This window comes from Clostridium sulfidigenes, from assembly GCF_000732635.1.
Classification (GTDB): Bacteria; Bacillota; Clostridia; order Clostridiales; family Clostridiaceae; genus Clostridium_J; species Clostridium_J sulfidigenes.
Map to the genome: position 1 here is coordinate 41,633 of NZ_JPMD01000002.1, position 15,601 is coordinate 57,233.

The 15,601-nt window shown below is 30.8% G+C and carries 17 protein-coding genes, 1 pseudogene and 1 riboswitch; of the genes and pseudogenes, 2 read left to right on the plus strand and 16 right to left on the minus strand.

The annotated features are described in order from the left end of the window. Positions 1-159: 159 nt before the first annotated feature. From IO99_RS02130 to yedE, 6 genes and pseudogenes are all read right to left on the minus strand, one after another. Positions 160-924 carry an ABC transporter permease gene (locus tag IO99_RS02130; protein ID WP_035129660.1) on the minus strand — a complete coding sequence of 255 codons (765 nt, stop codon included), beginning with the start codon at positions 922-924 and terminating at the stop codon, positions 160-162. Continuing rightward, a pseudogene (locus tag IO99_RS02135) lies at positions 917-1,841 on the minus strand (ABC transporter ATP-binding protein). Before IO99_RS02135 ends, IO99_RS02130 begins: the two are co-directional and overlap by 8 nt. 88 nt (positions 1,842-1,929) lie before the next feature. Beyond that, positions 1,930-2,625 (minus strand): response regulator transcription factor, encoded by a 696-nt coding sequence (locus tag IO99_RS02140; protein ID WP_035129662.1) that lies wholly within the window; start codon positions 2,623-2,625, stop codon positions 1,930-1,932. 251 nt (positions 2,626-2,876) lie between these two features. Next, the gene (locus IO99_RS02145; RefSeq protein WP_035129663.1) at positions 2,877-3,113 is read right to left on the minus strand and encodes a putative Se/S carrier-like protein; all 237 of its coding nucleotides are present in this window, start codon (positions 3,111-3,113) and stop codon (positions 2,877-2,879) included. A gap of 1 nt (position 3,114) precedes the next feature. Beyond that, positions 3,115-3,330, minus strand: a complete 216-nt coding sequence (locus IO99_RS02150; RefSeq protein ID WP_341349071.1) for a sulfurtransferase TusA family protein — start codon at positions 3,328-3,330, stop codon at positions 3,115-3,117. Then, on the minus strand, positions 3,314-4,411 hold the full coding sequence (yedE, locus tag IO99_RS02155; protein ID WP_035129665.1) for a YedE family putative selenium transporter: 1,098 nt from the start codon (positions 4,409-4,411) through the stop codon (positions 3,314-3,316). Before yedE ends, IO99_RS02150 begins: the two co-directional genes overlap by 17 nt. 261 nt (positions 4,412-4,672) lie before the next feature. Here yedE and IO99_RS02160 point away from each other — a divergent pair, with 261 nt between their 5' ends. Continuing rightward, entirely contained in the window at positions 4,673-5,848 is a 1,176-nt protein-coding gene (locus IO99_RS02160; protein WP_035129666.1) for an aminotransferase class V-fold PLP-dependent enzyme, read from the plus strand. Between the two features lie 237 nt (positions 5,849-6,085). Beyond that, positions 6,086-6,268, minus strand: a riboswitch (cobalamin riboswitch). A 353-nt stretch (positions 6,269-6,621) separates the two neighbouring features. Further along, positions 6,622-7,242: a DedA family protein gene (locus IO99_RS02165; protein ID WP_035129667.1), complete on the plus strand. Its 621-nt coding sequence runs from the start codon at positions 6,622-6,624 to the stop codon at positions 7,240-7,242. 63 nt (positions 7,243-7,305) lie between these two features. On the opposite strand, the gene asrC is transcribed toward IO99_RS02165, so the two are convergent. From asrC to cobJ, 10 genes are all read right to left on the minus strand, one after another. Beyond that, positions 7,306-8,268 carry a sulfite reductase subunit C gene (gene asrC / locus IO99_RS02170; protein ID WP_035129668.1) on the minus strand — a complete coding sequence of 321 codons (963 nt, stop codon included), beginning with the start codon at positions 8,266-8,268 and terminating at the stop codon, positions 7,306-7,308. Between the two features lie 15 nt (positions 8,269-8,283). Beyond that, positions 8,284-9,078: an anaerobic sulfite reductase subunit AsrB gene (gene asrB, locus IO99_RS02175; RefSeq protein WP_035129669.1), complete on the minus strand. Its 795-nt coding sequence runs from the start codon at positions 9,076-9,078 to the stop codon at positions 8,284-8,286. Continuing rightward, entirely contained in the window at positions 9,079-10,086 is a 1,008-nt protein-coding gene (asrA, locus tag IO99_RS02180) for an anaerobic sulfite reductase subunit AsrA (protein WP_035129670.1), read from the minus strand. 9 nt (positions 10,087-10,095) lie between these two features. Beyond that, the gene (locus IO99_RS02185) at positions 10,096-10,869 is read right to left on the minus strand and encodes a formate/nitrite transporter family protein (protein WP_035129672.1); all 774 of its coding nucleotides are present in this window, start codon (positions 10,867-10,869) and stop codon (positions 10,096-10,098) included. 73 nt (positions 10,870-10,942) lie between these two features. After that, positions 10,943-11,635, minus strand: coding sequence for a Crp/Fnr family transcriptional regulator (locus IO99_RS02190; protein WP_035129674.1), 693 nt, complete (start codon positions 11,633-11,635; stop codon positions 10,943-10,945). Between the two features lie 440 nt (positions 11,636-12,075). Further along, entirely contained in the window at positions 12,076-12,783 is a 708-nt protein-coding gene (locus tag IO99_RS02195) for a CbiQ family ECF transporter T component (RefSeq protein WP_035129676.1), read from the minus strand. Then, positions 12,777-13,088 carry an energy-coupling factor ABC transporter substrate-binding protein gene (locus IO99_RS02200; protein ID WP_051823852.1) on the minus strand — a complete coding sequence of 104 codons (312 nt, stop codon included), beginning with the start codon at positions 13,086-13,088 and terminating at the stop codon, positions 12,777-12,779. Before IO99_RS02200 ends, IO99_RS02195 begins: the two co-directional genes overlap by 7 nt. A 1-nt stretch (position 13,089) precedes the next feature. Continuing rightward, positions 13,090-13,830 carry an energy-coupling factor ABC transporter permease gene (locus IO99_RS02205; protein WP_035129678.1) on the minus strand — a complete coding sequence of 247 codons (741 nt, stop codon included), beginning with the start codon at positions 13,828-13,830 and terminating at the stop codon, positions 13,090-13,092. Between the two features lie 235 nt (positions 13,831-14,065). Next, positions 14,066-14,839, minus strand: coding sequence for a cobalt-precorrin-6A reductase (locus IO99_RS02210; protein ID WP_035129679.1), 774 nt, complete (start codon positions 14,837-14,839; stop codon positions 14,066-14,068). A 21-nt stretch (positions 14,840-14,860) separates the two neighbouring features. Beyond that, positions 14,861-15,586 (minus strand): precorrin-3B C(17)-methyltransferase, encoded by a 726-nt coding sequence (gene cobJ / locus IO99_RS02215; protein WP_035129681.1) that lies wholly within the window; start codon positions 15,584-15,586, stop codon positions 14,861-14,863. Positions 15,587-15,601: the final 15 nt, after the last annotated feature.

A 15,601-nucleotide genomic window follows, 5' to 3' on the forward strand; every position in this document is an offset into this window, starting at 1 on the left:
AATAACGAAACTCTCTTAACCCCCATAAACAGAACAAATAGTTAACTATTTTAATATTTAACTATATTCCTATTTTACTATTTAACTAGGTTTATATTCATATAGTTTCATATTTAAATAGGTATGAATTTATATATGTGTGAATTTAAATAATTAATTCTATTTTATCTCTCTTCTTCTAAAGGAAATAATTCCTATAACCGTTATTAAAGTGATGTATACTATACCTAGTACATAAAATTTTGTAATATCCTCAGAAAGAACCCTGTCTTGACCTACTATAAATTTAATGTTGTAAGAAACTAAATATAATTGTATTTTTGCAAATATAGGTTTATAGTAACCTAGCAGCTTAATTATTCCTGGAAATATAGCTACTACCCCTAGATAAGCAAATGCAAATATATTATTATTCTTAATATTAAAAGCAAGTAAATTTGCAATAGCAATTCCTGTTAGCCAAAGTGGGAATACAGCAATGAGTTTATTCCCAAAATTACCAAGTGTTTCTGCCATAGTTGCTCCACCTAAACCAAGACATATATAAGAACTTAATATTAACACAGTGGCAACTATAATTAAAGATACTGTGGCTACAATCACTTCTACAATAAATTTTCCTAAATATATTTTTGTTCTATTAATCCCAAAGGATACTGTATTTTTTAAAGTTTGATGCTTATGTTCATCTGAAAATACAATATCTACAATCATAATTACAGAATAATAAATTAATGTAAAAAGACCTGTTGAAATCATTAGCATATCTGGCATTGTTATTCTGTTAATTGCTGCTTGGTCTTTCATAAACCATAATGCTAATACATTAACTAGAATACATATCAATGAAGAAGTTCCAACTAAAACATAAGGATATTTACGATGAGTAGTTCTATATAATTCACTTTTTATATAATTAAGCATTGATAACACCTCCAACTAATGAAACAAAGTATTCTTCTAAATTGGTTCCCTTTATATTCATAGAATTTAACTCTACCCCATTTTTAACAATTGCACTGCTTACCATGGAAGGTGTATCTTTAAATTTATAAATTCGAATTATGTTATTAGGTAATACCTCATATTCATGACAATTTAGTTTATCCTCTAACAGTACTGCTGCCTTCTCAGCATTATCTACTGATATCTCTAAACATTCCTTACACTTCTCCTTAAGTTCTTCTGCAGAAATCTGTTCTACCATCTGTCCTCTCTCAATAAAGCCATATTCCGTTGCTATACTAGCTAATTCACTTAGTATATGACTAGAAATTATTATGGTAATATTCTTCTCTTCATTTAGTTTTAAAAGAAGATTACGAATTTCAACAATCCCCATTGGATCAAGTCCATTTATTGGTTCATCTAAAACTAAAAAGTCCGGATTATTCATCATTGCAAGAGCTAACCCTAATCTCTGTTTCATACCTAAAGAAAAACTCTTAAATTTTTTCTTTTTAGTATCTTCAAGTCCTACATCTTTAAGTAATTGTTTTATGCATTCTGAACCAGCTATTCCTCTTTGAACTCTATAATACTCAAGATTTTCCTCCGCCGTTAAATATGGAAAAAAACTTGGAGTTTCAATCATTGCTCCTATTCTTTTTCTTGAAATCTCTAAACCTTTTTCCGTAGTTTCTGAGAATAATTGTATCTCACCACTAGTTATCATAGTTTGGCCTGCAATCATCCTTAATAAAGTAGTTTTACCAGCACCATTTTTTCCTACCAATCCATATATTGAGCCTTTTTTTTATATTTATATTAGTATCCTTTACTGCCTCAAATTTTCCGTAGGATTTACTTAAATTTCTCGTAATCAATATACTTTCTTCCATAAATCTCACCCTTCCCTTTTCTCATTGTCTTTATTATAAAATTCAAAACTCAATAAACACTTAAGAAAAGTTAAAGAAATCATAAAGTTTATTCAGCCATAGTAAACCCTATACCCCAAATAGTTTTTATATACTCTGTATCCTTATCTAATTTTGATATCTTAGATCTAATATTACTAATATGCACATTTACAGTATTATCTTCTCCATAGAACTCTTCATTCCATATATTCTTATACAAGTTTTCTCTAGTAAATACTTTTTTAGGATGAGTTAGTAAAAGCTCTAGTATAGAAAACTCTCTTACCGTTAGTGTAAGGTCATTTCCATTCACTGTGACCTTCATAGCTTCCTTATCCAGCTCTAAATTCTTATAAGCTAAGACCTGCCCCTTATCCTCTGAAGTACTAAATCTTTTATATCTTCTCAGTTGGGCTTCTACTCTTGCAGCAACTTCACTTATCTCAAAGGGTTTAGTAATATAGTCATCTGCACCTAATTTCAGCAGCTTTACCTTATCTGAAATCTCAGTTTTCGCAGAGATAATAATAATTGGCATAGTTTTTGATTTTCTAATTTCTCCTATCAACTCTTCTCCAGTTAATCCTGGTAACATTAAATCTAAAAGAATCAAATCATAATTATACATGTTAATGCACATTCTAGCTTCACTACCTGAATATGCACTGCTCACTTCATAATTTTGCTTTTTAAGAATCTTGCATAGTAATCCATTTATATCTACATCATCTTCTACTACTAAAATAGATATTCTTTCTTCCATATATAACACCCCTCTTTATTAGTATCGTAATGGAACTTACATATATATTCTCTATATACTTTATATCACATAATTAACTATAGATAAACAGAGTTCTTAGTGTCAATTTATTTGATACTTAGAAATCGTTATCCAGGGACGTACCAGCTCTTTTACTCCCACTTCGAAGAAGATGGGAGTATTAGAGCTGGTAGTCATCGGATAAACAGAGTAAAAAAGAACCTATCCTGTTACAGATAGATTCTTTCTATTTATTCACATTCATATACAAGAATGCTTTCATTACCCTCAATCTTAAATATCTTTTCAATATCTTCAGTTATCATATTGTTTATATCTCTGTCTGTAATAAATTTAACCCCAATTCCACAGTTAGAGCTAAGCCTTCTTGGAACTGGCATAGTTTCATTAGTAATTTCAAGACTATCTAAATATCTATGATATTTTATAGCCCCTGAATGTGTGAAAAAAACTCCAATATACTGCATTCTATTTAACTGCCTTTATTAGAAAATCTTCTTCTACTTCTGTAACTACAGCATTTAAACCTGCATTTTTAATAAACCTTGAAACATTTTCCTTAGCCACATTATTATCAACTAATATTTCAAATCCATCTTTGTTTGCACTTAATGCTTTTTTAGCCATTAAAACTGGTTGAGGACAGCTCATCCCCCTTGCATCTACCTTAACCAATAGAAACACCACCTTTGCTATCAGCTTTACTCTTACTTATGTTAAACGATTTATTCATACAGAAATAAGAAATCCCTAATAATATTGCTATTCCTATAAATATTGCAATCTTTCCATTGCCAGTAGGACCTTCTCCTGAAGATGCTAATTTGAAGTTATGTGCAAAAGCTGCTCCAACAATCATCCCCATTACTGTGATTGCAGAATCTGCATTTCCTTCCCCAGCAAGTATTAATTGTCTTAATGGGCATCCTCCTAAAAGTACTGAACCCCAACCTGCAACTAACATACCCATAAAGTTCCATAGTGCATCATTATGAGCTATAGGTTGTTCAACAAAGCCTAGTTTAAAATCTCCTAGAACTAAGTTTCCTATTAATGTTACTACAAATATTGATATAAATCCCCACATTAAATAACTATCTTTAAACATGATTAAATCCCTAATTCCACCTACCATGCAAAGTCTTGTTCTTTGTGCTACAATTCCTATAATAAGTCCTGCTGCTAAAGCAAACCATATAGGTGCATGCATAGAACCTGGACCCTTTGCACTAAAGAATATAAATGCTGGAGCAGATATTAATAATACTAATAACATTATTGCTATTACTGGCATTGCATATCCTTCAGCTGTAGTTAAATTATAATTTCTCTTTAAAGTAAAGCCTCTGTTTAAAAATTGAATTCCAACAAATATCCCTGCTGCAAATCCAAGTAAGCCTACTACAGCATTTAAGTCTCCACCAGCAATTCTAAGAACCATTCTAAGTGGACATCCTAAGAATACTAGAGCACCAATCATAACTATAGCACCAAGAATAAATCTTAAGAATGGTGAAGAACCACCTTTTACTTTGAATTCCTTTGTAAATAGTGCAATTATAAATGCTCCTAAAACTATACCTATTACTTCTGGTCTTATATACTGTACAACTTCAGCTCTATGTAGTCCTACAGCACCTGCTATATCTCTTAAGAAACAGGCTATACAAGCACCCATGTTTTTAGGATTCCCTAAATACACCAAAGCTACAGATAATAGACCAATGATTCCACCAGCAAAAATTATGCCTCTTTTTTCTTTCACCGTTCATCCCCCCATATATTTGATAAATATAATAAATTTTGATAATACTTCATCCAAAGTAAATTTTAACATATATTTATATTTTTATTAAATTTTTATTACAAATAGACGAAGAACAATCTATTTGTTTTTTTAATACTTATGTAACCCTAATATATAAAACCTTTATATTTAATTCTCTATGATATAATAATGTAGGAAAAAATGTTTATTTTTAAAGCTTTAATTAGATATAGGATATATAGATTTCAGGAGGTAATTATGAGAAAAGTATATTTAGATAATGGTGCTACATCCTTTCCTAAACCTAATTCTGTAGCTGAAGCTATGACAAATTATATTGTTAATGTAGGTGGAAATGTAAATAGGGGTAGTTATGATAGTTCCTTTAATGCAGAAAACATAGTCTATGAAACTAGAGAACTACTCTGTGAACTATTTAATTTTTCAAAACCTGAAAATGTAATTTTTACTAGCAATATAACTCATAGTCTTAATGTTATTTTAAAAGGATTTTTAAAGGCTGGTGACCATGTGATTACTTCTTCTATGGAACATAATGCAGTACTTCGCCCTTTAAACGCCTTACAAAGCAAAGGTATAGAGCACTCTGTAGTATCTTGTAATTCCCTAGGACAGTTAAATTCATCTGATTTACATAAATACCTTAAGCCTAATACTAAAGCTGTAGTAATGACTCATAGCTCTAATGTATGTGGAACTATTATGCCCTTTGAAGAAATAGGACAGTTCTGCAAGGCAAACAATATTTGCTTCATTGCAGACACAGCACAAACAGCCGGATCAATTCCAATAGATATGGAGAAAATGAATATAGATGTTTTATGTTTTACTGGTCATAAGGGACTTCTTGGACCTCAAGGTATAGGTGGGTTTTTGATAAAAGATGAATTAGCTAAAATAACTACTCCTCTTATAGAAGGTGGTACTGGTAGCTTCTCTGAATATGAAATTCAACCTGATTACATGCCTGATAAATTTGAAGGTGGTACTCCAAATATACCTGGAATATTTGGCTTAAATGCAGCCTTAAAATATCTAAAGGAAAAAGGACTTAGTAGTATAAAAGATCATGAAATGAAATTAACTAAACTATTTTTAGATAACATTAAGGATATAAAAGAAATTAAAGTTCTGGGACTACCTTCTGCTGAAAATAGGACTTCTGTAGTATCCATTGATTTTCATAAGGGTGATAATGGTCAAATATCCCATATGCTATCCAAAAACCACGGCATATCTGTGAGATGTGGGCTTCATTGTGCACCATCAGCTCATAAGACCTTAGGCTCTTTCCCTAACGGAACAGTAAGATTCGCCTTTGGCTCCTTTAACACTGAAGATGATGTATTATATGCTGTTAATGCTATTAAAGAAGTAATTGCTTCATCAGATAATAACACTCTATGGTTTTAACAATATAATAATTAAAGGCTCAAAGATGCAATATCTTCAAACCTTTAATTATTATATATAAATTTTTTATAGGGCAATAATTATTAGGGATTTAAAGTTATATATTTACTTAACAACAAAACCCCTTAACTCTTCAGTTAAGGGGTATAAAAATCACAGAAAAATTACATTAAAGTATATGCTATGCTTTAATATATATCCATTCTTTTATAACACCCCTCCATCTACCGTAGAGTATCTAGTGTATTAATATAGGCAGGTCTTCTGACTTTGGTTCACAGTTGCTTCAGCCTTCCCAACATTCGTCAGTGGCGCTTTAAGAAGCTTCTCCCCATTACAGCGGCGGGACCGTATAAGATTTTCACTTACTTCCCTTTTAAACAAAGTATTAAACTTTGTACCTCTATTATTTTTATATTAAATTTTCTCTTTATTAATCAGCTTATGTAAGCTAATGCTATATATTGCTTTTTAATATAATATAGTGTATCAACTACAATATCATTATACTACCTTTACCCATGTAATTCAAGGATTTTCCTTGATTTTCATTTAGTATCTTATACAATACCCTTATTATTGTTATTAATTTCCTTCAATATAAAAGTATAAGTAATTTATACATAAAAGTTATATCCTTAAGCCTTTAATAATATATTACAATATATTGTATTTAACATAAACTTAACTTAATTAAACTTTAAGTTTATACACTTTAAGTTTATAATACACTTGTTTAAATATATCTTAAAATATAAATTTGAGGTGCTTATATGAATTTTGTAAATGATTTTTTAAATACAATAATAACTACTATACAAGGATTTGGATATCCTGGTGTATTCTTAGCGGTATTTTTAGAATATTCCTGTTTTCCATTGCCTAGTGAAGTACTGTTGCCTTTTATAGGTCTTTTAGCTTCTTATGGTAACTTTAGCTTTATTGGAGTTATTCTTCTTAGTACTGGGGCAGGATTAATTGGTTCAACTCTTTGCTATACCATTGGATACTTTGGAGGTTCTCCTATAATAAATTGGCTTTGTAGTAAATCTTCTGGTGCAAAAAAGAGTTTCAATAAGTTAGATTTATTTCTTGATAAGTATGGAAAACCTGCTGTGTTTCTAAGTAGATTATTCCCTTTAACTAGAACTTACATATCTCTAGCTGTAGGAGCTGTAAAAATGAGTTATTCTCAATTTATATTATACTCCCTTGGGGGTATAACTATTTGGAACATAATTCTTATATCTTTAGGATATTTTTTAGGTGAAAATACTGACCTAATTCAAAAGATTTTAAAAGATTATTCTATTGTAGCTATAGCTATTCTAGTAATTTGTTTTGGATTCTTAGCTTATAAATTTATGAAAAAAAGAAAGAATTCCTTGGAGTAATTTTAAAGAGGCTATGTGAAAATAATTATTCTCATAGCCTCTTTTTAGATTAATTAATAATTTTTAATACTTAATTCCATCCCAATACATGGTTTCTTGAACAACAGTTTTATCAGAAAGCTTAACTCCCTCCATTGCCCACTTTTTAAATTCTGGGAAGCCTGTTCTATCTACAATATATCCTATATGTTCCTTACCACCTGGTGCATCCTTATCTATATATTCCTTAACATAGCTGTAGGTGTTACAGATTATTTTTATTATACTCTCTTCGTCTACCCAAGCTATAAAATCCTTAGCTAAACGTGGATTTTTCTTTCCTGTTCTACCTAAAAGTACAAGCTTATAATATTTTTCTCTGCTTCTAGTCCATGCATCAGTTGGACATGCTATTACACACTCTCCACACCCTATACACTTCTTATGATCACGCTGGATTTTGTAGTTATTCATGGTTAATGCTCCAGTGGACTTCTTTGTACATGCTCTTACACAAGCTCCACAGGATACACATTTATTCATATCATATTGAGGTTCTGTCATCCCTATTATTCCAAAATCATTTAGTCTAACTTTTCCACAGTCATTAGAACATCCTGTTAAAGCTACTTTGAAGTGTAAATCATTGGGGAAGATGGCCTTTTCTATCTTCTTTGCAAATTCCGTTGTATTGTAATTAGCATATGGGCAGATATTGTTTCCTACACAGGCAGATATATTTCTAGTTCCAGCTGCAGAGTAACCCTTTCCTTCATCTGTTTGATTAATTTCTAATCCTTCAATGATTGGTTGCAATAATTCATTTACTTTATCTATATCTTCAAAGCTAATACCTGGTACTTCAAAGCCTTGCCTCATAGTAATGTTTACAGTTCCATCACCGTATTTTTCTGCAATCTCTTGAATCATGGCTAAATATTTAGCATCCATCTTTCCCCCTGGAACACGAATTCTTGATGCTGTATATCCTCTTCTTTTTGTAACCCTAAATGCATTCTTTTTTAGGTTTTTAGTGTTTATATCCATGTAATTCACCTCCAATTAATCTATTAACTCTTTGCCCTTTGTATAGTTAAACACAGGTCCATCTAGGCATATATACGTATCATCTATCTTACAATGTCCACATTTTCCAATACCACAACACATTTTTCTCTCTTGAGAAATCCAAATATTTTTTTCTAGAATTCCTCTTTTTAAGAATTCAGCCACAGTAAACTTCATCATAATTGGTGGTCCTACCACAACTACTTGTACATCATTAATATCATCTATCTTCATATCTGGAATGTACTTAGTCACCATTCCAACATTTCCTCCATAGCTCTCCTCTGCCTTATCTACAGTAAGAATTAATTCCATGGTGTTATTCCATCTCTTAATATCTTCTTTAAATAAAACATCTTCAGGAGATTTAAATCCACAAATTAGAGAAAACTTTTTAGCATCCTGTGGATTATTACCAAAATAGTCCACAATTCCTCTTACTGGAGAAAGTCCTGTACCTCCAGCTACTACAATAACTTCATGCCCTTTATAATTATCTATATCGAAACCATTTCCATAGGGTCCTCTTAAAAATAATTTATCACCTACATAGTTACTAAATATTTCATCAGTAACCTTTCCTACCTTACGTATTGTTAAATCAACAGTTCCTTCTCCAATACCACTTACTGATATAGGTGCTTCTCCATATTTAGGTATTGATACTTCAAAGAACTGTCCTGGTTTCACATTACCAATATAGCTCATTCTAAAGGTATACTCAATTTCTGTATGCTTTATTACTTCCTTTATTTCTGAAATAAAAGGTATATATTCATTCTTATTCATCTATTTCACCTCATCACATGCTGATTGCAATTTATTAATACAGTTACTAAATGAAATGTATTCTGGGCATATATCATCACATCTACCACAGCCTACACACATATGGTAACCCCATTTTTTCTTGTAATCATATACTTTGTGTAGCACCTTAAAACGCATTCTTTGACCCTTATTTTGTCTAAAACTATGTCCTCCAGCCATATCAGTAAATCCATCCACTTGACAGGAAGACCATACTCTTCTACGCTCTCCTACATTTTTATTATCTTGATAGAAAATATCTTGCATAGTGAAGCAAGTACATGTAGGACAGACAAAATTACAACGACCACAAGCAATGCATCTTTGATTATATTCCTCCCACATGGTAGATTTCATAACATCTAGACTAAGTTCTTCTGGAATGTTAACGGTAACATTGTTTTCAGAAATAAATTTAGGTTCTACCTCTATAGTATCAGCCTCTTTTTTCTCTAATAAAATGTCAAAAGTTTCACATTTACTATCAAAGTAAACTTCATGATTTTCTACCCTAATGTATCCATCATAATTATTTGATTTATTAGTTCCCATATCTACACAGAAACAATTTTCAAAGGTTCTTTCACACCCCATCAATATGAATTTTGTATTCTCTCTAAGTCTTTTGTAATAGTAATCTTCAAAGCCATTTCTTAAGTATATATCATCCATTCTTTTTACAGCATGTAAGTCGCAACTTCTTAAAAACACTATTGATCCTTTAGATTTAGGGGCTGCTTCCCTTACTTCATCTTCAGTAAAATAAAGTAGAGTTTCAGATTGTGGTAATAACACTTCCTTAAAGGAAAAATGAGATTTTTCATCAAAAACTATATCTTCAACCTTTGATATTTGCCCATATCTAACTCTGTCTGTATCGGAAAAGTTTGCACCACCCTTAATTAATATAGGAGCATATATTATATACTCTGATGAAAGCTCTTTTAAAATTTCATTGAATTTTTCTAAATATAATTTGTAACCCATAATTCACCTCTAATTTACTTTTTTTCTTGATATAATGTAGTATGGAAGAGCTACGAAGAAAATACCTCCAACCATATTACCAAGTGTTACAACTAAAATATTATATATATATCCACCTATGGTGACATAAGCATCAAAAGGTGATAATAAACCTATTGTTAATACTGTCATATTAGCGATACTGTGCTCAAATCCTACTGTAATAAAAATAAATAAGCACCAAAATATCATAATTAATTTTGCTACTTCTTCTTTGCATTTAAATCCACACCAAACTGCTAAACACACTAATATATTGCAAAATACTCCACGGAAAAATAATGGTATAAGTGGTATTGTCATTTTTATTTCTGATGCCTTTGCAATGTATTCACCAACACTACCTGTAGCTAAACCTGATAATTTAAACATTACTCCTGCTATAATTGAACCTAGTAGATTTCCTAAAAAACATACTAACCATAGCTTCATAGTCCCTTTCCATGGTACATCCTTATTTAGGGATGCCGATGCTAGTACAAAGTTATTTCCTGTAAATAATTCTCCCCCTGCCATTATAACTAGACTCAATGCTCCACCAAAAGCTAATCCCATAACAATCTTTATAGCACCTGAACCTGCTGATGTCAGTTGACCTCCTATGGTAAAGATAAGAATAGAACCTAATCCTATAAATAATCCCGCTAACATAGAAGAAATAAAATATCCTATAGGGTTTTCATTTAACAATTGCATCTTTGTTTTACCAGCTGCACATACTTTGTTAAAATCTCCACAAACCATAATAAATCCCTTCCCTCTTTTATAATTATAGCTTCATTATAGGCTTATAAAATTTAAAGCACCGTGATAAAAATCACGGTGCTTTAAAATATTCTAAAAGTTTTTCTTTATTTTTTATTATAAATTTTTTATTATTGTATTCAATTAATCCCAATTCACTAAGTTCTTTACATGCCCTTGATATGGTCTCCCTTTGTGCTCCAAATAAGTCTGCTAGATAGGTTATACTAATCTCCATATCTATTAATATACCATTGTCATCAGCTACCCCATAATCCCTACCTAGTTTCCAAAGCTTTGACGCAACTCTCTTTCCCATATTTAAAACTCCAGTAGTATTTTTAAATTGTCTATACATTCTTCTTACTTTTAAAGATAAAGATGACAGTACCATTTTTGTAAACTCAAAGTCTGATTCCATGACTTGTAAAAGCTCCATAGTGTTACAATACATTATTTGAGAGTCCTCTATGGTTTCACAATTTATAGATGCAGTAGAACTTTGTAATATAACTTCATTTATAAGATCACCTAGCCCCAATATAAATATAACCTTTTTTTGACCCTTTTCATTGAACTTATATAGTGATACTTTTCCCTTTAATACTATGTAGATATTATCTACAATATCCTTATCTCTAAATAGTACCTTCCCCTTTTCATACCTAGTGACTCTAGTGATATTAGATAACTTTCTTAAAGTATTTTCATCTATGTTATTAAAACCCGGGAGCTCTTTCAATTCTTCTAAATTAACATATCTCATTTTCTAAATTACCCCAATCATTTTTTAATTAATTTATTATCCATATCCCACATGTTTTTCAAGATTTATTTATATAAATGTACTACAAGTCTCCACTTAATTATATATTAACAAATATGTTTACTAAATACATTAACTTTTAATTGAAAGTTATTTTCAATTATATTGACATATGTAAAATATTATAGTAATATGAATTTATTGATAATAGTTATCAATTATTATTAAATCCTTAATCTTTTATATTTATCTTATATAGGAAATTTCCTTCTATTTACTTCAGGAGGATTTTCCCTATTTTTTGTCCTTTTAAGTTCTATACTTTAATTTATATTTTTAACAGCCTCTATTATATAGTATATATCTTTAACCATATAAACTACAAAATTCTATATTAAATTAAGAAAGTTATCTAAAAAAATAAAAAGTATACCCAGCTTCTAAAACCACTTAGGTATACTCACCAAAATAATAAGAAATGTAATATATCCTACTATTATAGCTATTCTTTTATATGACAAATGGAATTCTTCAAAGCCATAATAAATATTTCCTCTATAGCCTCTACTGTTAATTCCATCCTTAATTTCTTTCCAACGTTTTAAAGTATTAATAAAAAGTAAAGCAGCAAGACTTCCTGAATCCTTAACCTTATTCTTAAAACCACCAAAGGCGCCTCTACATAACATACTCTTCCGTAATGTTTGAAATTCATCATCTATAAGTATTAAAAATCTCTCCATAGACTTTCCTATATCACAAATATCTCTAAGCCAACTTATCTTAGAGAATATATAAAATACATGATCTGTAGGTGTAGTTAAAGTTAAAAAACTAACGGATATCCCCCCAGATACCGCCTTTAATATAAGTATTAAAGTACTATACCATCCATAATCAAATACAAAGGTTATAGAAGAAACTAAAGCAAATAAAAAAGTTGCCTCTACAAAGTGTTTTACTATATGCATAGGGTTCTTATAAACAATATGAAGTACAAGAAAAAACATTATATTTATAACCAAAGGATAGCACCTAGTTGTAAAACTAAGTGCTATTATTGGTAATATACATAAAATTATTTTCTCTATAGGATGAATATTTGCTAATTTACTTAGCTTTGAATATGAAAGTACTGTCCTTAACATTCTTTCACTTTTCCACCTACATTAGTCTTAGCTCCCTTATTCTTTGAAGCTCCTTTTTTAACACCAATGTAGTATCCTATGAATCCAGCCCCAATTGCTGCTTGTAAACAGAAAAGGAAGCTTTCAATTTCTCCTGATGGTGGTTCCCACATAGGAGCTGCCCAAGGTTCATAATCTCCATTTAATTCTTGGATTTTAACTTCAATTTCTCCATCGGCACCATTAAATTCACCATTTCTACCTAAGAATAAAGATCCTACCACAATTGCTATACATAATAAAATTAATCCTATATTTTTTTTCATATTATCTTACACCTCCAACTTCTAATAACTCCTCAGAGGCATGTTTTTCTATAAAGTCAAATATCATAACAGTTATTATTCCTTCTACTACAGCAAGTGGAACTTGAGTTATAGCAAATATTGATACAAACTTTATAAACGCCGCTGCAAATCCACCTGTAGTAGCTGGGAATGCAAGTCCAAGTTGAATGGATGTAACTAGATATGTTGCTAAGTCCCCTAAAGTTGCACCAAGGAATATTGCTAATTTTTTATTTTTATTTTTAAACACCTTATAAATTGCGAAGGCTACTATTGGTCCTGCAATACCCATTGATAAAACGTTAGCTCCTAAAGTTGTTAATCCTCCATGAGCTAAGAAAAGCGCTTGGAATAAAAGAACTACTATAGAAACCACAGACATAGCAAATGGTCCAAATATCATTGCTCCAAGACCTGTACCTGTTGGATGTGATGAACTTCCTGTAACAGAAGGCAATTTCATTGCTGATAATACAAAAGCAAAAGCCCCAATCAATGCTAATAGCATTTTTAAATCCTTGCTACTCATTGTTTTTTTTCTTATATCTCTAATTCCTAATGCTACAAATGGAACGCATGCTACAAAATAAAAAGCACACCAAGCCATTGGTAAAAACCCTTCTGCAATATGCATACCATAAGCTAATTTAGGCACTGTAAAGAATAGTGCTAATGCCCATATAAATACAAATGATTTTTTAGTAATACTTGATTTATTCATAATTTTTCCCCCTTATATTTAGTAAAATTGATTTAATTTAAATATAATACCGCTAGCAATGCTTATATTTAAATTTCTATATATTTAACTGTAGCTAAATAATGTGATTATAAATAATATACTTAACGTGCACTTTAAATATATTAGTATACAATCTATAACATAACTTTTTGTTTTGTATAAAAAAAGTTACTCCCACCGTCACCCGAGTCTTTTATTACACTTTGAAATGTTACTAATAGTTTTCTTTGTTGCTACAGATATAGTGACTTAATTTTTCTTCATCATTAAAGACAATGCCGTAATCCATGGTCTTTCTTTCTACTACAAAAACTTTAATTCCCATGTCTATGGCAGCCTTTATTTTTTCATAAGTTCCACCTTGTGGACCACTGTCCTTTGTTATTAAAGCCTTACCATCATATTCTTTTATAAAGGCTTTATTTAGTTCATAGCCTATAGGTCCTTTTATGAATATCAAATCCTCTACTCTAACACCTAACGCAAATACTTCCTCCATAACTTTTAAAGAAGGTAGCACTCTATGAACTATTCTATTCTTAAGTTTTAACTCTAGTATCTTATCTATATTTCTACTTCCTGTAGTATTTAAAATACATCCATCTATATCTTTTAGGGCTTCTCCTAATTCTTCATAGGTTGGCACCTCTATTATCAAATCATTTTTAGGTAACGTATCTAAAGTACTTTGTCTTTCATACCTTACATACTCAATTCCCATATCCTTTGCTATCTTCATAGCTGTTCCACTTATTTGAACTGCATAGGGATGAGATGCATCTACAATTACCCTTACACCACTTTTCATAAATAATGCTTTTAACTCTTCATAAACTAAAGGTTTATCATTTAATATTTTATATTTATAATCCACTAAAAGCTCTCCACCATAGGTTGTAGCTGTGGATACTAAAATGTTATCTGTATATTTATTTAGATGGGAAAGAATTACCTTTCCCTCTGATGTACCTACTATTAAAGCTATCATTGTAATTCTCCCCCTAAATGCCTACTTGTTTTCTAATTTATATCCTCTTGGAGTTATAAATAATCCATCTTTTATATAACTCTTAGTGTTTCCTATAATAACCATAGTCATCATATCTACTATAGAATCATCAAAGGTTCCTATAGTGCAAACTGTAGCTTCTTGACCTTCTCTTAAGGCATGCTTAACAATAGCAACTGGTGTATCTTCATTTCTATATTCCTTTATTATATCTATAGCTTCTCTTAAGTAATGAGGTCTTCCCTTACTCTTTGGATTATAAAGAGATATTATAAAATCCCCTTCTGCTGCAAGCTTAACTCTCTTCTTTATATCTTCATAAGGAGTCATTAAATCACTTAAGCTTATGTTGCAGTTATCATGCATAAGTGGAGCTCCAACTATTGATCCTGCTGAAGATGATGCTGTAACCCCTGGGATTACCTCTACTTCTTCATCCTTTTTCATTTCAAGAATTAACCCAGCCATACCATAGATTCCAGCATCTCCTGTACTTACTACAGCTACCGTTCCTTCACTAGTTAATCTTAAAGCTTCCTGGCATCTTGCCTCTTCACCCATCATTCCTGTAGAATAAACTTTCTTACCATCTAAAAGTGGCTTTATCATTTCTATATACTTTGTGTATCCTACTACTATATCGCTTTCTTCTATAGCCTTTACAGCTTTAATTGTCATGTAATCAAGTCCTCCTGGACCGATTCCTACTACATATAATTTTCCCATTATTTTTCCTCCATT